This is a genomic window from Nostoc sp. (assembly GCF_036917465.1).
Classification (GTDB): domain Bacteria; phylum Cyanobacteriota; class Cyanobacteriia; order Cyanobacteriales; family Nostocaceae; genus Nostoc.
Map to the genome: position 1 here is coordinate 18,187 of NZ_JBALDL010000081.1, position 18,325 is coordinate 36,511.

Sequence of the window (18,325 nt, forward strand, 5' to 3'; positions counted from 1 at the left end):
ATGACTATTGGCGTTTGGGTTCTCGGAGATCAACTTTGGGCTGGGCAGTCAGCACTGCAAAGTTGCTTGCAACAAAAGCAACAGACTCCCATAATTTTTATTGAATCTCTAACTCATGCAGAGCAACTTCCTTACCACTTGCAAAAACTGGTATTGGTCTGGGGAGCCATGCGTCACTTTGCTGCCGAATTGCGATCGCTTGGCTTCCCAGTAACATACGCTCAAAGCCAAGATTTCAATACAGCTTTACTCCAATGGATTGAGCAATACCAAATTACCGAACTGCGGGTGATGACTCCAACAGATCGCCCTTTTGCTACATTAATTCAAAAGTTAAACTTGAAAATTCAAGTCACTTTTACACCAAATAACCGTTTTATCTGGAGTGATCAGGAGTTCATTGACTGGGCAAGTGGACGCAAACGCCTAATCATGGAAGACTTTTACCGCCAGGGACGACGGCGGTTCAACATTCTCATGGAGGGCAACCAACCTGTTGGTGGTCGATGGAACTTTGACAAGCAAAATCGCAAACCACCAAAAGGCCAACTGACCTTACCCGAAGCTTTATGGTTTGAACCAGACTCAATTACACAAGATGTTATTAATTTCATTAAGCAATCTGAGGCATTCCAGGACAATCAAAGTTACTGGCAATTAGAACCATTTCGCTGGGGTGTAACGCGACAGCAAGCACTACAAGTAATGAAGTTTTTTATAAAAACACGTTTGTCTTCATTCGGGCCATATCAGGATGCAATGGTGACAGGCGAACAGACAATGTGGCACGCGATGCTTTCTCCCTATCTCAATATTGGATTGCTTCATCCCTTGGAAGTTGTTCAGGCGGCACAACTTGCATATTTAGACAACAGCAGCGACTGGGAGCTAAACAGCATTGAAGGCTTTATCCGTCAGGTGCTTGGCTGGCGAGAGTATATGCACGGTGTTTATGTTTACCTAGATGATGACTATTCAGAACGTAACTGGTTTAACCACACTCATCCACTGCCTGCTTTTTATTGGACTGGCGATACACAGATGAATTGTCTGCACCAAATTCTAACTCAGGTTAAACAAATAGGTTATGCTCATCATATTCAACGGTTGATGGTGTTGAACAACTTTGCTTTGATAGCAGGTATTTCCCCCCAAGAACTTGAAGACTGGTTTCATGCTGCTTTTATTGATGGCTACGATTGGGTGATGCAAACCAATGTCATTGGTATGGGGCAGTTTGCTGATGGTGGAATGATTGCTTCTAAACCTTATGCTGCTTCTGCTAACTACATCAACAACATGAGCGACTATTGTAAAAATTGTGCTTATAACCATCGCCAGCGCAGTACGGATAATGCTTGTGCTTTCAACTTTTTTTATTGGGACTTTCTGGCTCGTCATTATGACTTGCTTAAAAAACAGCCACGCATGACTCAAATCTTGCGTAACTTGGAGCGAATCTCTTTTGATGAGCTTCAAATAATCCGTTCTAAGGCTTCAGATTGGCACACCACACAATCAGAAACCGTTAACTAATAGTGAAGTACAATGATGAGTCAAGAAGCGATCGCTTAATACTTGCATCTGTGCAACAGATTATGCTGGGACATCTACCCGAAAACAGATTTGTACACAATTAATAAATTCTTCAACCAGGGACTCGTATTTTCCATAGTTTTGGTATACCTTGTTAATTCCGTGCAATTATTAATACTTATTTTGTGTTGAACGCGGTGTATCATAAGTGTAGTATAATGTCACTGAAAGCATAATGTGAGCAACTTGCTTGCTTTATGGTTTCAAACTGGGTTGCTCAAGTTATGAGCTTGGGACATTGAGGCGATCGCCGACCTTATGGAGCGATTATTCCAGCTTGTAGTAAAAGCTGACGCTCCTCAACTCTGTCACGACGGTTTAACTGCAATAACCCAATCGTAACCCGACCTATGGGGCTTAAAGGCACAAAAAGAGACCCACTCAGGCGAAAATGTTCATGCCAGATGTCTTGGCGAGGATGATACAAGGGTAAGATTTTTCCGGTTTCTGGATCGACAGAGGCGAGATCACTTCCTTTGTGCTTATTGCACAGAGTACAGGATAGTGCTAAATTTTCCGCTTCAGTCCGTCCACTATGTTTTTCAGCAATGATGTGGTCAATCTCATGAGGCGCAAAGGTAGCGACATCAGGAATCAGACAATACTCACAACAAGCTTTTGCCCGTTCATAAACCTGTCTTCGGAGAGCTACAGGAATATAGGTTTTGCTCATTCTGCATTAGCTTCTTTGATCTTCAAGAAGGCTCTAGCCTTAGCCATTCTGACAATATGCTCTAAATATTGATACCCAAGCCATTGCTGCTCTTCTGTTGCGGTTAAACCTACCGTCCGATTTTTTTCTACCAGAATGTTAATTTGAGCTTGCAGGGATTCAGAGGGACGCAGGGCAATAATGGCTTCAGCAGTGGGTAGGCTTGCCAGAAATTCTACGACTTCAGCCATACCTGAAAATCCTGACTGAGCAATCGCATTCAGTTCTCGTAACCCCAACTCTAGGATTTGAGGCAGTTTGTCTGCAAAGGGTTGAAGCTGACTGACAACTTCATCAGGTAAGTCAAATGTAACTTGCATAGACGTTTGCTTTTACTACAAGGATACACTTTCTGGATTTTAGCTGACAAAATATTCCACAATTAAATTAATCGGATACCACGTACCTTTGGTCGGCGTAGCCATCGCAATTGTAATTAATCGTTTGGTTCTAAAAGCTTGCCCAGAGCTTCAACGGACTGCCGCCAGCCGTTTTCCATGCCGCTAGCAACCATGCCGTCACGGTCTGACTGGCTCATTGCTGTGCTATGGGTACGAATCTCAGTTGTATGTTCGTCAATTGCGACAAACTCAGCTTTTTCCAGCATGACATGCCCACGTTCCGGCATCCCCAAGAATTCAAATGTCTGCACGATTCGTTTATCTAGAGCGACTTCATGAAAACAGCCAGTAAACTCATACTCGTTACCATCTTCTGATTGTTCAGCAATGTGCCAACTGCCGCCGTCTTGACAATCGAAGTGATACACTTTCATTGGATTACCGCGACACCACCAATTGGCAAACAGTTCCTCTTTGGTATATGCTTCAAATACCTTTTCTAACCGAGCCTTGATTGTGACAGTACCCAAGATATTTTGTGAATTTTCTGGAACTGTTACTGTCAGATTTGCCATACTACCCTCCTGCTACTTTGTTATCGATCTTCTAGTAGTTTTTCCAGAGCATCAAAGCGGGCACTCCAGATTTTTTCATACTCGCCCAGATACGCTGCGGCTACTTTGAGAGTTTTCGGCTGAATCTGAATAACTTTCTCCTTACCACTTCGACGCTTGGTAATCAGTCCAGCTTTCTCCAACACACTGATATGCTTTGCGATCGCTGCAAAAGATATCGCATAGGGTTGTGCTAATTCGCCGATAGTATGTTCTGCTGTTGATACCCGAAAAAGAATGTCTCGCCGCGTCACATCAGCCAAAGCAGCAAAAATTTTATCAAGGGCTACATTTGATTCAACCATATAGTTGAATGATATCCAAAGATACAGATCGTGTCAAGTGGCAACGCGGCCAACTTTTACCTTCTGCCTTGGGCAAATTCTACCTGAAGTCACATACAATTTTGGGTGTGCAGCTTGATTTGGATGATTTGATCGAAGAGGTAATACCGCAAACTTTTAGACGACATGGTTCACACCATTTTACACAAACTGCTACTAGCACTGATTCAGTCGCAGCCCCTGTTCAGAAAGAGAACATCTTCGCAATGCTAGAATCCGTTAAAACTATAGAAGATGTTCATCGCTTGGCGGGTGATGAAAATGTACAAAAATGGGTTACTGCGATCGCTAACTACCTGATAAATGTCAAAGATGAAATTTCTTTGACTAAACTACAGCAGGGATTGGAAATGCCGATGGTGGAGGTGTGGTTAGGATTGTTACTTGGTGGTTTTACTTTGGAGCAACGTGGAGATTTTTATAATAGTCAAGATATCTGGGTAATGAGAAGTTCTTCTAAAAGCTTGATGTACTAATAATGGTAGTGGTTATGCTTTGTGTCCTCGGCAGATTTTGCCTCAAGTCAAAACAATTTTGATAATTATTATGAAAACAAATTGCAAACTGTATAATTAACGATGTTGCTCATAATCATCGAAAGAGAGCGCAATGATTGCCCTACCGGGAGTTGCCATTCAAAGCAAAATCTATGAGAGTTCGGCATCTTTGGTGTATCGGGGCATCAAGGTACAAGATAATTTGGCGGTAATCGTAAAAATACTCAAGCAAGATTATCCCTCTCCCCAGGAACTAACACGCTACAGACAGGAATACGAAATTACCCGCCTCCTTAACCTGGGAGGAGTTGTCAAGGCGTACAGTCAGCAGGAGTATCAACGCACTCTCGTCATTCTCTTAGAAGACTTTGGTGGAGAGTCTTTAGAGCAATGGAGGCATAAACGTACAGGTTTTTACCCCTTGCCGTTAACCACGTTTCTACCTCTTGCGATCGAACTCACAGAGATTCTGGGCAAAATCCATGCAGCTAATGTTATTCATAAGGACATCAACCCTGGAAATATTGTCCTGAATCAGGATACTGGCGTTATTAAATTTATTGACTTCGGGATTGCAACCCAATTTAACCGCACGAATCCAACTTTTAAGAGCCACTATGTTTTAGAAGGCACACCCGCCTACTCGTCTCCAGAGCAAACTGGGCGGATGAACCGTTTGCTCGACTACCGCACCGATTTTTACTCGCTGGGTGTAACCTTCTACGAACTTATAACCGGACACCTACCTTTTCCCACAACGGACATCCTTGAGCTAGTCCATTGCCATATTGCTAAACAGCCACCTCCACCTTATAAACTGAATGCAACGATTCCCAAACCAGTTTCAGATATCATTGTCAAACTGATGGCGAAGAATGCAGAGGATCGCTATCAAAGTACTTGGGGAATCAAAGCAGATTTAGAATTTTGTGCTGACCAATTAAAAGAAATTGGTCAAATTGATAGTATTCAACTAGGTCTGCAAGATGTTTGCGATCAGTTTCAAATTCCCCAAAAACTCTACGGAAGAGACAATGAAGTTGCGATGTTATTAGCGGCTTTTGACCGCGTTACTTCTTCACAAAACTATACACAAAAAACTGCACAACAGGAACAAAAGAACAACCAAACCTTCAAAGTCGAAATGATGCTGGTTTCTGGCTACGCTGGAATTGGGAAATCAGCATTAGTGCAGGAACTCTATAAACCAATCACCCAAAAACGCGGCTATTTTATCTGGGGTAAATTCGATCAATTTCAGCGCAATATTCCCTACAGGGCGATCGCAGATGCTCTGCAAAAATTGGTAAGACAAATACTCTGTGAATCAGACGAGCAAGTGCAACAATGGCGATCGCTCCTACTCACGGCTTTAGGAAGCAATGGACAAATTATCATTGATGTGATCCCAGAAGTTGAGTTAATTATTGGCAAGCAGCCACCTGTACCGGAAGTTGGAGCAACGGAAGCTCAAAATCGCTTCAATCGCATCTTTCAATCGTTTGTGCGGGTGTTTTGTTCAAAAGAACATCCAGTAGTGATTTTCTTAGATGATTTGCAGTGGATCGACTCAGCAACCCTGAACTTAATCGAGCTGATGCTGCTGGATGAGCAAACCCAATCCTTATTTTTGATTGGAGCCTATCGAGATAATGAAGTAAATCCAATGCATCCATTGGTATTAACCTTGGAGAGACTGCAAAAACAAGGGACAGTACTTCAGGAGATTATCCTGAAACCCTTAACACTGGAGCCGTTGAGTCAGTTGATTGCCCAGACGCTACATCAAAATGCAGACACTGTTCGCTCCTTAGCTGAGTTGGTGTTGCGTAAAACTGAGGGCAATCCCTTTTTTGTCAATGAATTTTTGAGAATGCTGTATAGCGAAAATTTATTGACCTTTGATGCTAAACATTTAAGCTGGGAGTGGAACATTGCTCAGATTCAATCCCAAAACATCACCGATAATGTTGTGGAGTTGATGCTTCGCAAGTTAAAGAAACTACCAGAAATCACACAGCAAATTCTCCGGTTAGCATCTTGTGTCGGTGCCGAGTTTAATTTAGATACTTTATCGATTGTTTGTGATCAAACTCCTAAAGCGGTTTTCCGGGATTTACTAGCAGCCATCCAAGTTGGATTAATTCAACCTCTATCTGAATTAGACGAAGACTTGTTAATTCAAGAATATAAATTTTTGCACGATCGCGTGCAGCAAGCAGCATACGCCTTAATTGATGAGTCGCATAAAGAAGTTGTTCATTTACAAACTGGTCGCAATCTCCTAGAAAAAACTCTACCAGAGCGAATATCCGAAAGGCTGTTTGAAATTGTCGATCATCTCAATCAGGGGATTGAGCTTGTTAGCGAGCAACCAGAACGCAATGAAATTGCCAAATTGAATTTGATGGCAGCGCAGAAAGCAAAAGCTGCGATCGCCTATAGTATGGCGAAAAAATATTTAGCCACAGCAAGAGTTTGGCTGGCGGCTTCTAGCTGGCAAACAAACTATGACCTGACATTAGATTTATATATAGAAACAACAGAAGTTGCGTATTTATGTGGCGATTTTGAGCAGGTAGAATACTGGGTTGCGATCGTTTTGCAAGAAGCTAAAACTGTTCTCAATATTGTAAAAGTTTACGAAGTCAAAATTCAAACCGACATGGCGCAGAGCCAGCCATTGAAAGCGATTGATACTGCATTGCAAGTTTTGCAGCAACTAGGGATCAGTTTTCCTAAAGAGCCAAGTAAGTCATATATTCAGCTTGAGATAGATACAATTACATCACTTATTGGTGAAAAGCCAATTGGAGACTTGAGCCATTTACCAGAAATGACCGACCCGGACAAGTTAGCAGCAATGCGAATTTTATCAAGCATCATGATTGCTGCCCAAATAGCTGCTCCTGATTTGATGTCGCTACTAGCATCGAAACAAGTCAACTTGTCAATCCAGTATGGCAATGCCTTTACTTCTCCCTTTGCGTATGCCAACTTTGGGTTAATTCTTTGTGGAATGGTCGGAAACATCGAATCTGGCTACCAATTTGGACAGCTTGCTTTGAGGTTGTTGTCGCAGTCTAAGACCCATGCACTCACAGCTAAGACATTTTTCATTGTATATGTCTTCATTATCCACTGGAAAGAACATATTAGAAAAACATCCCAGCAATTACCAGAAGGTTATCAAAGTGGGCTAGAAACTGGAGATTTAGAGTTTGCTGCCTATTGCGCTCATACTTATTGCTTGCAATCCTTTATCGCCGGAAAGGAACTCGTCAAACTTGAATGCGATTTGAGAACCTACGGTGAAGCAATCCATCAAATCAAACAAGAAACACCACTCGCCTGGAATCAAATATTTCAGCAGTCTGTCTTAAATTTGATGGGACGCTCGGTCAGTCTAACCCTGCTAATTGGGGAAGCTTACAATGAGGGGAATAGACTGCCACAGGATGAAACAGATGGAGCCGTAATTTTTCTAGTACATTTCAACAAACTCTTCCTATGCTATCTATTTTCTGAATATTCTCAGGCAGTTGAAAACGGGAGCAAAGCACAAAGACATTTACTCAAAGCAAGAGGGACAGCGCTTTATCCTTTGTACTACCTCTATGACTCTCTGGCAAAGCTGGCAATATACCCCGAAAGCAACGCTAAAGCGCAGGCGGAAATCCTCAAAAATGTTGATGTTAATCAAGAGAAAATAAAGCAATGGGCTAATTATGCGCCAATAAATCATTTGCATAAATATCACTTAGTACAAGCAGAGATTGCAAGAGTTTTAGGTCAGTTATTAGAGGCAGAAGAATTTTACGAACAAGCAATTCTTGGAGCTAGAGAAAATGGATATATCCAAGAAGAGGCATTAGCTTATGAATTGGCTGCAAAACATTATTTGGTGCGAGGTCGAGAAAAGTTTGCCCAAACATATATGAAGGAAGCTCATTACTGCTATGAGCGTTGGGGAGCGACTGCGAAAGTAAGAGATTTAGAAACTCGCTATTCGCAGCTATTTACTCAGTTATCGAACGTCACTCACACATTAATTCCCAAAGTTTCTAAAACTACTTCTAACAACTCACCCATCGCATTTGATTTAGCCTCTGTGCTAAAAGCATCACAGGCGATTTCGAGTGAAATTGAACTAGAGCAATTGCTCAACTCCTTGATGAAAATCTTAATTGAGAATGCTGGCGCACAAACAGGATTTCTATTTTTGGAAAACTCAGGAGAATGGGTAATTGAAGCTGCTTGCGAACTCAATGATGGTGATACTGTCTGTATTACGCAGGTGCTGCAATCTATCTCAACAGCAAATCTCGTACCGGAATCGATTATTAATTATGTTATTCGTACTCATGGGTGTGTCATTTTAAATGATGCCACCCGTGAAGGTAATTTTATCGATGAGCCATATATTCAACAGCATCAACCTCAATCAATCTTATGTATGTCACTACTGAAGCAAGGTAAACTTGTTGGCGTGTTGTATCTGGAAAATCAATTGGCATCTGGGGCATTTACACCAGAGCGATCGCAAGTATTGAACTTGTTATCAACCCAAGCAGCGATCGCCATTGAAAATGCCAAACTCTACTCCAAACTACGGAAGAGCGAAAGTCAGATGGCTCAATTCCTGGAAGCAGTGCCGGTAGGAATTGGAGTTGTAGATACACAGGGTCGCCCTTGCTACGCCAATCAACAGGCAATTCAACTATTAGGCAAAGGGATTATTCCTGGTGCGACACCAGAGCAACTTGCAGAAATTTATCAACTTTATTTAGCGGGAACAGAGCAACCATATCCCATTGAGAACTTGCCAGTGATGCGGGCATTAAGTGGTGAACGCACGAGAATTGATGATTTAGAAATTCGCCAAAACAATACAACTATTCCCGTTGAAGGGTGGGGAACTCCAGTTTTTGATGAAAAGGGGAATGTAGTTTATGCAATCTCAGCTTTTCAAGACATCACCAAGCGCAAACAAGCAGAGCAACTGTTAGCCGATTACAACCGCACCTTAGAGCAACAGGTAGCCCAACGAACGGCGGCTTTACAGGCGAGTGAGGCGGCACTGCGTGATGTCTACGACGAGCTTCGCTTACGAGAGCAAGAATTACGATTGATTACCAATGCTCTACCCGTTTGTATTAGTTATGTAGATATCAACCAGTGCTATCGATTTGTGAACCGCACCTATGAAGTTTGGTTTAGCTGTAGTCGAGATGAAATTCTGGGCAAATCTGTCCGTGAACTTCTGGGCGAGACAGCTTATAAAATTGTGGAACCGTATATTAATCGCACGCTGGGAGGCGAAATGACAACCTATGAAGCAGAAATTCCCTTTCCCTTTGGCAACAAGTATATCAGTGCTACCTTCATCCCCGATAGCGATTGCCATGCTCAAACAAAAGGCTTCTATGGTCTGATTACAAATATTAGCGAACAGCGAAATGCAGCACTGCGCGAACGCCAACGCGCTGAAGAATCATCAATTATGCAAGAACGCAACCGTATGGCGAGAGAAATTCATGATACATTAGCCCAAGCTTTTACTAGTATCATCGTTCACTTAGATGCTGCCTCCCAGCGCCTCACCCTTGATCCAGATGCTGCCCAGTCACACCTAAAAACGGGGCGGATCTTGGCACGTTCTGGGCTGTCGGATGCCCGTCGCTCGGTAGAAGCACTCCGCCCACAGATCCTAGAAGAAGGGGATTTGTACAGCGCACTCAATCGCTTCGCTACGCAGATGTTTTCTCTCACCTCAGTAAAGGTCGTCTGCGAAGTGATTGGTGAACCATATACTCTGCCGAAAGAGGTAGAAACTAATTTACTTCGCATCGGGCAAGAAGCGTTAACCAATGCATTTAAGTATGCCAAGGCAAGCAACATTAGTGTTGAGTTGCGGTATGAGTCAACACATTTCATCTTGCAAATCAAAGACAATGGACAAGGCTTTGAAAGCAGCAGTCTGTCTATCGGTCGGGGCTTTGGCTTACTCGGAATGACCGAACGCACCCAACGGATTGGGGCAGAATTGACGATTGTGAGCCACATTGAACAAGGGACAGAAATCACAGTGAGGGTACAAATGCCATGACACTCCCTTCGACACCTGACTCCTCTGTTATCCGCATCTTGATCAGCGACGATCATCCGTTTATGCGCGAAGGTCTAGCAGCCGTACTCGAATATAAACTGGATATGACCGTAGTTGGGCAAGCCTGCAACGGTTACGAAGCCGTAGAATTGTTCCGCCAACATCAACCCGATGTCACATTGATGGATTTGCGGATGCCTGAGATGAGCGGCGTGGAGGCGATCGCTACTATCTGTGCTGAGTTTACCAACGCTCGAATCATCGTCCTGACAACCTACGACAGCGACGAAGACATCTATCGGGGATTGCGCGCAGGTGCGAAGGGCTATGTTTTAAAAGATGCAGAGCCAGACGAACTATTGGCAGCAATTCGGGCAGTTCACAACGGTAAACACTATATCCCCCCAGCAGTGGGCGCAAAACTGGCAGAACGGCTACAGAGTCCAGAACTAACTGAGCGTGAGTTGGAAGTGCTACGCCTGATGGCAACGGGCAAGAGCAACTTAGAGATTAGCATAGTTTTGGCGATCGCTGAGGGAACAGTCAAATTTCATGTGAAAAATATTTTGAGCAAATTGGGAGTGAGCGATCGCACTCAAGCGATGATTGTTGCTCTCAAGCGCGGCATTATTACACTTTAAAAACTTAGTCCTAGAGTCATCACCTGCTCTTGAGGATAGGTTGTTTCTGGACTTAAGATTAAGTTAATTCCTACCCCTATTACTAGTGTAAAAACTTCTCGCAGGGGATGTGACAAAGTGGGGGCCATTTTCATATTCTCAGAACCAAGAAACGATATTGCATTTCTGGCGTTGCATAATTGCGGGATGAAATTAGATGAAATTATTTATTTCAACATTTAAAACTCTTCCTCTTTGCGTGAGAAAAATCATCCTATTAATCAGCAGCAGCTAATTTATTATTGTTTTTTCCAGCATTTTCATCGCCAAGATGCTATGCACAGACCGCATAAAAAAATGATGAGTCAAACAAGCGATGGTGATAAGCTGCTCATACCAGTTTCAGAACACGACCATACCCAAGGAGGAATGGATGCGTCAGTCATTTTAGTGGAATACGGTGACTATCAATGTCTTTCCTGTGGTGAGGTTAACAGGATGATTCAAGAGATTCAGCAACAGATTCCATTGTGCTTTGTATTTCGCCATTTCCCCCGTACACACTTACATCCTCAAGCACAAAAGGCAGCAGAAGCGGCAGAAGCGGCCGCCGCACAAAATAAGTTTTGGCAAATGCACAATATCTTGTTTGCGAATCAATCCGCACTTGATAATGGACATCTTTTACAGTACACCTATGAAATACAGCTTGACATCGACCGATTTCTGCGGGATATGACAGACTATGTTCATGCTAAACGGGTTACTCAAGATATTCAAGGCGGCATCCAAAGCGGAGTTAACAGTGCTCCAGCTTTATTTATCAACAGTACTCGCTATCGAGATGCCTGGGACACAGAGAAACTATTGAACGAGATTGAACTTCAAAACACTTAGTTGAATCGATTGAACTCTTGACGTTGAGCTAGGAAATGAACTTATGAGTAGTAATTTACAATACCTTGACTCCACTTTAATCAACACGTCTGAAGTGTTTTGTTATCAGGATTCCGCTCATTCTCGCTTGAATAATTGCTCGCAACACATCCGCAGAAAAAGGATTTAAACCATGAATCAAACAAAGAAAACAATTGTTCTCATCCACGGATTATGGATGACACCAGGCAGTTGGGATCTGTTTCGTGAGTTTTATCAAAGGCAGGGATACCAAGTATTTGCACCAGCTTGGCCACGGTTACTTAGCGAAGTTGAAGCGATCCGCCGCGATCCGTCAGCACTTGCAGGTTTAGGTATCACCGAGGTTGCCGACCACTATGAGCAATTTGCTCGGACTCTTGATGAGCCACCGATTCTCATGGGTCACTCCTTTGGCGGACTGATTGTGCAGATCCTGCTTGATCGAGGTCTGGGTGCGGCTGGTGTCGCGATCGATTCAGCCACTCCAAAAGGAATCTGGAAGCTACCATTTTCCGCGATTAAATCAGTGAGTCCAGTGCTGTCAAATCCGTGGAATTATCAGCACCCAGTATCGCTAACGTTTAAGCAATTCAAGTATGCCTTTGCCAATACGATGCCAGAATCTGAAGCTCGCTCGGCATATCAGCGCAATGCAATTCCCGGGCCCGGTCGCCCGATCTTCCAGGTTGCTTTAGCAAATTTTAATCCCTGGGCTGCGACTAAAGTGAATTATCGCAATCACCAGCGATCGCCATTGCTCTTGATCGCTGGCGCTAATGATCACTTAGTTCCATCCGTGCAGAACAAGATTAACTACAAAAAATATGCTCGTTCAAACGCCATTACTGACTACAAGGAATTTCCGAATCGCTCTCACCTGATTGTTGCCCAAGAAGGCTGGCAGGAGGTCGCAGAGTATGCTCTTTCCTGGGCGCAGAACACATTGACTGGAACGTCTACGCGACTTCGAGCCGCATCATAAGTTGGGCAAACTGGTTGTGATTTGACTGCTCTATTCTATTGAAATTTAATCAGAGCCTTACCCCAGCACTATTTATTGGAGGAGTCAACAATGAAGATTTTTGTGGCAGGCGCAACGGGAGTTATCGGTCGTCCACTAATCGCGCAATTGATTGCCAAAGGTCACGATGTAGTTGCATTGACGCGTTCTTCAGAAAACGCGCAAACTTTAGCCGAACAAGGCGTGGAACCTGCGCTCGCAGATGTATTCGATGCTGATGCTGTCAAAGCGGCTCTAGTTCGCGCTCAACCGGAAGTGGTAATCGAACAACTCACCGCACTACCCAAAACCTACACTGGCGAATCAATGAGTGCAGCAGTAGCATTCAACCAGCGTATTCGTTTAGAAGGGGGTGCTAATGTGTTGGCAGCAGCGCAAGCAGCAGGCGTGCGTCGTTACTTGAGACAGTCGATCGCATTCTGGGGAGTTCCTGGTACGGGATTGGCAAACGAAGAAACTACCTTAGCTTTTGATGCTTCGCCCGCAGTTGCAGCAGATGCACACACAGTGACTGAGATTGAACGTCGTCTCCTAGAAACGCCGAACATAGAAGGAATTGCTCTGCGTTATGGCTTCTTCTACGGGTCTGGGACTTGGTTTGCTGCCGATGGTGACGCTGCTAACCAGGTGCGCCAGCAACAGTTCCCAATCGTGGGGAATGGAGAAGGCGTATGGTCGTGGTTACATATTGAAGATGCAGCGTTCGCTACAGTTGCGGCAGCAGAACAAGGCAATCCTGGCATTTACTTGATTACGGGCGATCGCCCCTTAGAAGTTCGTGAGTGGCTTTCTGCCTATGCCCGTTGGCTCAATGCACCACCACCTCCGCAGATATCAGTTGAGGAGGCACTGAAAGTAGGTGGTGCGGATGCCGTCTACTACGGTACTCAAATGCGAGGCGCATCAAATGCCAAGGCAAAACGCGAACTCAATTTTCAGCCGCGATCGCTGGAGTGGCTGGTTGGAACTGCTGCGGCTCATGCCAGTTAGCAATTTTAGAAACAAGCAAACTGCAACATACAATCAACAAGCAGAAAGAATCATGACTCAGTATGACTACATTGTGATTGGTGCAGGTTCGGCAGGCTGTGTTGTCGCTAACCGTCTGACCGAAGACCCAGAAACCAGCGTACTGTTACTCGAGGCAGGTAATCCAGATACAAAACCAGAGATTCAAATTCCGTTAGACTGCACAACTCTACTTGGCACTGAGGTAGACTGGGGTTACTTCTCTGAACCAGAGCCGTATCTCGACAATCGCAAAATCTTTTGTCCTCGTGGCAAAGTCTTGGGAGGCAGCAGTTCAATCAATTTCCTGCTGTATGTCCGAGGCAATCATCACGATTACGATCGCTGGCAGTCACTAGGCAATCCCGGTTGGAGTTACCAGGATGTATTGCCCTATTTCAAGAAATTTGAGCATCAGCAACGCGGTGCCTCCGAATACCACGGTGTAGATGGTGAGTTGAGTGTCACCGATCTGATTGCTCCTGCCACAATATCTCAACAATTTGTAGAGGCAGCAATAACGCTGGGTTATGACTACAATCCTGATTTCAATGGCATCCAACAGGAAGGAGTAGGGCCATTTCAATTGACGGTCAAAGATGGGAAACGGCATAGTGCTGCGGCTGCCTTCCTCCTGCCGATTCTCGCTCGCCCTAATTTGACCACAACGACTGGAGCATTGGTAACTCGGTTGTTATTTGAAGGAACTCGTGCCGTTGGAGCAGAATATCTGCACAAAGGAACACTGCACCAGTCCAGGGTCGATCGGGAAGTGATTGTTAGTGCAGGTGCATTCGATTCGCCCAAGTTGCTGATGCTGTCAGGCATTGGGGATGCAGCACAATTACAAGCAATGGGAATTTCTGTTGTCGTTGATTTGCCTGGTGTCGGTCAAAATCTACAAGACCACATTGTTGTTCCTATTCCATACGAAGCAACTGGTGATTTACACACGGCAATTACTAGCAATGGCATCGCCGAAGCTGTATTGTTTTTGCATAGCGAAGGTAATTTGTCAGCTGCACCGGATTTAGAGCTGATCTTCGGCCCGATTCTGTGGGCACCTCCTGCCTATGCCAACTCTTTAGGCTTCACTGGTCTGGTCATTTTGACTCATCCCCAAAATATTGGCAGTGTCAGTTTGCGTTCGCCGGATGTCAAAGATGCACCAATGATTCGATTGAACTATCTGCAAAGTCAATCCGATGTGAAAAAGCTAATTGACGGAATTAAATTAATGCGCCAATTGTTTCATACCAGTGCCTTCGATCCGTTTCGAGGTCGGGAAGTTGCTCCTGGTGCCAACGTGACTAGTGATACAGCACTCGAAGCTTATATCCGCAACGTTTGCGGTACGGTGTTTCATCCAATCGGCACTTGTAAAATGGGAACTGACTCTATGGCAGTTGTAGACCCCGAACTACGGGTACATGGAGTTCAGGGGTTGCGTATCGTCGATGCTTCAATCATGCCAACTGTAATTACGGGACATACGAACGCGGCCAGCATGATGATTGGCGAAAAAGCTGCTGCTTTAATTAAAAGCTTTTCAAAGCAAGGACAGAAAGCAATTGCCAACTGACTCGCTCAATGATCGGACAATTTAGAAGTTAGTAAGTGACGATTCTTTATGCCAGTTAAAAATTTGAGGTAGAAGAAAAATGAAGATTGCTCAATATGGAACAGTGATCGTGGTTCTTCATGCGATCGCTAATGGACTACATGGTTTAGCACATATAGAAATCCCAGTTGCCCTCTCTGTGCTTCAGAGTTCGTTTGTGGCGATTGTGACTTTTCTAATTCCCATCATTGCAGCTGTTTTACTTTGGACACAGTTTTACCGCCTCGGTAGCTGGCTGTTACTGGGTTCAATGGCAGGATCGCTCCTTTTTGCAATCTACAATCATTTGCTTGTAATTAGTCCGGATCATGTTTCTCAAGTTGCCTTTGCAGGTTGGGGAATGCTATTCCAAGTTACAGCCATCTTGATATTAATTGTGAATGGATTTGGCTGTTGGGTTGGTATAGGGGCATTGAAAACGACAACTCAGCAAGAACAAGTTTTGTAAACTACTCCCCCTAACCTTGCGGTGTGGCGGGAGTCTTCTGAGGCTGCTAGATGAGTATTTGAGTTCACATTTATTTCTTATCAAGGTTGATTTAATATGTTCGATCTCGAACAAACTATTCAAGACCGACACTCAACACGCAAATTCTTATCTCAACCAGTGCCGCGAAATTTGCTTGATGAAGCTCTCACTTTAGCCCAGTGTGCGCCGTCAAATTCAAACATCCAGCCGTGGCGGATGGTGTTTGCTGTTGGTGTCCGTCGCGATCGCCTCCAAGAGGCTTTGCTAAACCAAGCCAACCAACAACTGCCTAACATCCCACCACTTCCAGAAGCCTTCCAGCATTACCGCCAGGAACTAGGTGTGCAAGTCTACGGATCAATGGGCATTGCTCGGGACGATAAAGCGAATAGAACACAAGCCGTTCTTCGCAATTACGAATTTTTTGGCGCACCAGTGATTGGTATTGTTTGTATGCACCAAGACCTTGGCGTTGCGGATGCTTTGAGTGTGGGGATGTATCTACAAACGCTGGTATTGTGCCTAACTGCTCGCGGACTTGGCACTTGCGTAGAGGTTTCACTAGCGGGTTATCCCGAAATCATCCGTAACGAATTGAACATCCCACCGGAATTATTGATTATTTGTGGTTTAGCCGTTGGCTATTCCGATCCTGATTTTCCCGCTAATCATCTGCATATTAGCCGTGAATCTGTTGAGAAAAACGTTACGTTCCTCGACCATTAAAGCCTGTTTTTTCTTATTCTAGCAGATTTTGACATGGATAATGTAATAGCTTCAACCAATTCACCTGTTGTGACACCACCCGAAATTACATTGGTTCCTAATAACTCACTATTGACTGAGACACCAGAAGCAGGACGACAATTGGCAGTCAAAATGGCACGGCTAATTATTAAACTGACTCAGCCGGATGAAGAAAAACGCAACCAACTGCGAGACGTATATGGTAACGATGCCATGATGTTGATTGCTGTTGGACAGACGGTTGCAACAGAGTTTGCCACGATCGCCGCAGCTAATAACTACTGGCGCAAGTAATATCTCGACAGCATCAAATCAGTAATTTGCTCAGAGGTGATTTCCATGACACCCAAAGTAGAGACTCTTGCCAAACTCTACCTGGAAGGAGAATCTGTCGAACTCTCAGACCTAGATCAACAAGAACTCTGTGACTGGCTCCTGGGCGAGTTTCAACAACTTCCGATTAATCCGATGTTCTCTGATTATATGCGCTATCGCACGGCTGCCGAAATGTGTGCGGATATTGCCCAAGAGCGTCTGTGGGTATCGGCTGAGAGTTACGATAGCGAGATTTATCCGAATCCGTTTTATGGTTTTGCATTCCTAGCAATTCACGATTATTACCACTGTGTGGCGAATGCTGACTTTAGCCTGGAAGGAGAAATCACTGCTTACCGCACACTAGCCAATCGAGTCCCCAATTTACATATGCAAAAAATTATCTACTCCGAAATTGTACTGAAATCGTCTGCTCACATTTACTTAGGTCATTCACCTGAATCGAAACTTGTGTTTCCCTAGAACTCTTGCATAAATATTTTGTGGTATAATATTCGGTTGTTTTAATTTCAGATTTTGCAATTAAAATACGAAGAATTTATCAATTTTTTCGATTAGCTATTATCAAGCGATACAGCACATTTCAGGTAAATGAAGTACATATATAAAACCCAAAACCTTGTAGAGACGTAGCAGTGCTACGTCTCTACGTGTATTCGATTAGAGCGCAATCTGCTGTAAGCCTACGGCATGGCTTCGCTTACCGCTAATTTTTTGAAACTAACAGCAAATATGGTTTCGGTGATTGATGAAGTCATGAAATTATTTGATAATTTTATTTTTTTATCTGACTTTATAGAGTTAATTCGTGATTATAAATTCCGCCTATTAAATTCGACCTTAACCCAAAACGTCGGTGACGATTTCGATATCTATCAGACAATATTTTTGCATATTTTTAGACGAAGATTAACGTGTTCGACAACAATTCTTAATCGATTGAGTTCACTATTGTATTTTTTCTGCTCTTTCGTCAACTTTTTACCTTTTGGCTTTTTAATTGGTGTTTCACCGCCAGTCGCTCATGGGGGAAACCCCGAAGACCGTGCTGGCTCACTTAATTGATGAATTTTACTAATTCCTTGATAGCCTTTATCCACTATTACTTTGAGTAATTCTCCAAATCTGATTCCACTAATTTTAAATAAGCGAAAATCATGAATTCTCCCTTTACCATGCGCTAGACAGATGATTTGACTAGTTTTTTGGTGGATAATTACTTGCGTTTTTAACGTATGCTCTCCAATATCCTACTAAAAAATCTTTTTTGACCAATATGGGGTAAATATAGCGAAGCTGTCATGAGGGGCAAGATAGTCTGGAAACTTTGCTATATCTACGTTATAGCTTTTTGACATTGAACTAGAATTTC

At 43.7% G+C, this 18,325-nt stretch carries 17 protein-coding genes and 1 pseudogene; 12 read left to right on the forward strand and 6 right to left on the reverse strand.

The window, feature by feature from the left end:
• On the forward strand, positions 1-1,536 hold the full coding sequence (locus tag V7K38_RS19380) for a cryptochrome/photolyase family protein (RefSeq protein WP_334860017.1): 1,536 nt from the start codon (positions 1-3) through the stop codon (positions 1,534-1,536).
• Positions 1,537-1,852: 316 nt separating this feature from the next.
• On the opposite strand, the gene V7K38_RS19385 is transcribed toward V7K38_RS19380, so the two are convergent.
• From V7K38_RS19385 to V7K38_RS19400, 4 genes are all read right to left on the reverse strand, one after another.
• The gene (locus V7K38_RS19385; protein WP_334860018.1) at positions 1,853-2,269 is read right to left on the reverse strand and encodes an HNH endonuclease; all 417 of its coding nucleotides are present in this window, start codon (positions 2,267-2,269) and stop codon (positions 1,853-1,855) included.
• Positions 2,266-2,628 carry a hypothetical protein gene (locus tag V7K38_RS19390; protein ID WP_334860019.1) on the reverse strand — a complete coding sequence of 121 codons (363 nt, stop codon included), beginning with the start codon at positions 2,626-2,628 and terminating at the stop codon, positions 2,266-2,268. Before V7K38_RS19390 ends, V7K38_RS19385 begins: the two co-directional genes overlap by 4 nt.
• A gap of 116 nt (positions 2,629-2,744) precedes the next feature.
• Positions 2,745-3,224, reverse strand: coding sequence for an SRPBCC domain-containing protein (locus tag V7K38_RS19395; protein WP_334860020.1), 480 nt, complete (start codon positions 3,222-3,224; stop codon positions 2,745-2,747).
• Positions 3,225-3,244: 20 nt separating this feature from the next.
• Positions 3,245-3,568, reverse strand: a complete 324-nt coding sequence (locus tag V7K38_RS19400; RefSeq protein WP_334860021.1) for an ArsR/SmtB family transcription factor — start codon at positions 3,566-3,568, stop codon at positions 3,245-3,247.
• Between the two features lie 8 nt (positions 3,569-3,576).
• Between V7K38_RS19400 and V7K38_RS19405 the strand changes: the two genes are divergently transcribed.
• The 3 genes from V7K38_RS19405 (at position 3,577) to V7K38_RS19415 (ending at position 10,854) form a co-directional block, all read left to right on the forward strand.
• On the forward strand, positions 3,577-4,083 hold the full coding sequence (locus tag V7K38_RS19405; protein WP_334860022.1) for a hypothetical protein: 507 nt from the start codon (positions 3,577-3,579) through the stop codon (positions 4,081-4,083).
• 133 nt (positions 4,084-4,216) lie between these two features.
• A complete protein-coding gene (locus tag V7K38_RS19410; RefSeq protein ID WP_334860023.1) occupies positions 4,217-10,213 on the forward strand; it encodes an AAA family ATPase in 5,997 nt (1,998 codons plus the stop codon).
• Complete coding sequence (locus V7K38_RS19415) at positions 10,210-10,854, forward strand: response regulator transcription factor (RefSeq protein ID WP_334860024.1); 645 nt, start codon at positions 10,210-10,212, stop codon at positions 10,852-10,854. Before V7K38_RS19410 ends, V7K38_RS19415 begins: the two co-directional genes overlap by 4 nt.
• Here the strand turns inward: V7K38_RS19415 and V7K38_RS19420 are convergent.
• Positions 10,851-10,988: a hypothetical protein gene (locus tag V7K38_RS19420; RefSeq protein WP_334860025.1), complete on the reverse strand. Its 138-nt coding sequence runs from the start codon at positions 10,986-10,988 to the stop codon at positions 10,851-10,853. The genes V7K38_RS19415 and V7K38_RS19420 overlap by 4 nt on opposite strands.
• A 202-nt stretch (positions 10,989-11,190) precedes the next feature.
• On the opposite strand from V7K38_RS19420, the gene V7K38_RS19425 reads away from it, so the two are divergent.
• From V7K38_RS19425 to V7K38_RS19460, 8 genes are all read left to right on the forward strand, one after another.
• Positions 11,191-11,730, forward strand: a complete 540-nt coding sequence (locus tag V7K38_RS19425; protein ID WP_334860026.1) for a DsbA family protein — start codon at positions 11,191-11,193, stop codon at positions 11,728-11,730.
• A 172-nt stretch (positions 11,731-11,902) separates the two neighbouring features.
• On the forward strand, positions 11,903-12,733 hold the full coding sequence (locus tag V7K38_RS19430; protein ID WP_334860027.1) for an alpha/beta hydrolase: 831 nt from the start codon (positions 11,903-11,905) through the stop codon (positions 12,731-12,733).
• 90 nt (positions 12,734-12,823) lie between these two features.
• The gene (locus V7K38_RS19435; protein WP_334860028.1) at positions 12,824-13,762 is read left to right on the forward strand and encodes an NAD-dependent epimerase/dehydratase family protein; all 939 of its coding nucleotides are present in this window, start codon (positions 12,824-12,826) and stop codon (positions 13,760-13,762) included.
• Between the two features lie 52 nt (positions 13,763-13,814).
• On the forward strand, positions 13,815-15,362 hold the full coding sequence (locus V7K38_RS19440; RefSeq protein WP_334860037.1) for a GMC family oxidoreductase: 1,548 nt from the start codon (positions 13,815-13,817) through the stop codon (positions 15,360-15,362).
• Between the two features lie 79 nt (positions 15,363-15,441).
• Positions 15,442-15,849 carry a hypothetical protein gene (locus V7K38_RS19445; protein ID WP_334860030.1) on the forward strand — a complete coding sequence of 136 codons (408 nt, stop codon included), beginning with the start codon at positions 15,442-15,444 and terminating at the stop codon, positions 15,847-15,849.
• Positions 15,850-15,945: 96 nt separating this feature from the next.
• On the forward strand, positions 15,946-16,596 hold the full coding sequence (locus V7K38_RS19450) for a nitroreductase (RefSeq protein WP_334860032.1): 651 nt from the start codon (positions 15,946-15,948) through the stop codon (positions 16,594-16,596).
• Positions 16,597-16,629: 33 nt separating this feature from the next.
• Entirely contained in the window at positions 16,630-16,911 is a 282-nt protein-coding gene (locus V7K38_RS19455; RefSeq protein ID WP_334860033.1) for a hexameric tyrosine-coordinated heme protein, read from the forward strand.
• Positions 16,912-16,956: 45 nt separating this feature from the next.
• The gene (locus V7K38_RS19460; RefSeq protein WP_334860034.1) at positions 16,957-17,415 is read left to right on the forward strand and encodes a hypothetical protein; all 459 of its coding nucleotides are present in this window, start codon (positions 16,957-16,959) and stop codon (positions 17,413-17,415) included.
• Positions 17,416-17,746: 331 nt separating this feature from the next.
• Here the strand turns inward: V7K38_RS19460 and V7K38_RS19465 are convergent.
• Positions 17,747-18,268 (reverse strand): annotated as a pseudogene (locus V7K38_RS19465) (transposase family protein); the annotation flags it as partial.
• Positions 18,269-18,325 lie beyond the last annotated feature (57 nt).

Excerpts from the sequence above, each read along its gene's own strand:
- V7K38_RS19380 (WP_334860017.1), top strand. The coding sequence starts at position 1 with ATGACTATTGGCGTTTGGGTTCTCGGAGATCAACTTTGGGCTGGGCAG.
- V7K38_RS19385 (WP_334860018.1), bottom strand. The coding sequence starts at position 2,269 with ATGAGCAAAACCTATATTCCTGTAGCTCTCCGAAGACAGGTTTATGAA.
- V7K38_RS19390 (WP_334860019.1), bottom strand. The coding sequence starts at position 2,628 with ATGCAAGTTACATTTGACTTACCTGATGAAGTTGTCAGTCAGCTTCAA.
- V7K38_RS19395 (WP_334860020.1), bottom strand. The coding sequence starts at position 3,224 with ATGGCAAATCTGACAGTAACAGTTCCAGAAAATTCACAAAATATCTTG.
- V7K38_RS19400 (WP_334860021.1), bottom strand. The coding sequence starts at position 3,568 with ATGGTTGAATCAAATGTAGCCCTTGATAAAATTTTTGCTGCTTTGGCT.
- V7K38_RS19405 (WP_334860022.1), top strand. The coding sequence starts at position 3,577 with ATGATATCCAAAGATACAGATCGTGTCAAGTGGCAACGCGGCCAACTT.
- V7K38_RS19410 (WP_334860023.1), top strand. The coding sequence starts at position 4,217 with ATGATTGCCCTACCGGGAGTTGCCATTCAAAGCAAAATCTATGAGAGT.
- V7K38_RS19415 (WP_334860024.1), top strand. The coding sequence starts at position 10,210 with ATGACACTCCCTTCGACACCTGACTCCTCTGTTATCCGCATCTTGATC.
- V7K38_RS19420 (WP_334860025.1), bottom strand. The coding sequence starts at position 10,988 with ATGAAAATGGCCCCCACTTTGTCACATCCCCTGCGAGAAGTTTTTACA.
- V7K38_RS19425 (WP_334860026.1), top strand. The coding sequence starts at position 11,191 with ATGATGAGTCAAACAAGCGATGGTGATAAGCTGCTCATACCAGTTTCA.
- V7K38_RS19430 (WP_334860027.1), top strand. The coding sequence starts at position 11,903 with ATGAATCAAACAAAGAAAACAATTGTTCTCATCCACGGATTATGGATG.
- V7K38_RS19435 (WP_334860028.1), top strand. The coding sequence starts at position 12,824 with ATGAAGATTTTTGTGGCAGGCGCAACGGGAGTTATCGGTCGTCCACTA.
- V7K38_RS19440 (WP_334860037.1), top strand. The coding sequence starts at position 13,815 with ATGACTCAGTATGACTACATTGTGATTGGTGCAGGTTCGGCAGGCTGT.
- V7K38_RS19445 (WP_334860030.1), top strand. The coding sequence starts at position 15,442 with ATGAAGATTGCTCAATATGGAACAGTGATCGTGGTTCTTCATGCGATC.
- V7K38_RS19450 (WP_334860032.1), top strand. The coding sequence starts at position 15,946 with ATGTTCGATCTCGAACAAACTATTCAAGACCGACACTCAACACGCAAA.
- V7K38_RS19455 (WP_334860033.1), top strand. The coding sequence starts at position 16,630 with ATGGATAATGTAATAGCTTCAACCAATTCACCTGTTGTGACACCACCC.
- V7K38_RS19460 (WP_334860034.1), top strand. The coding sequence starts at position 16,957 with ATGACACCCAAAGTAGAGACTCTTGCCAAACTCTACCTGGAAGGAGAA.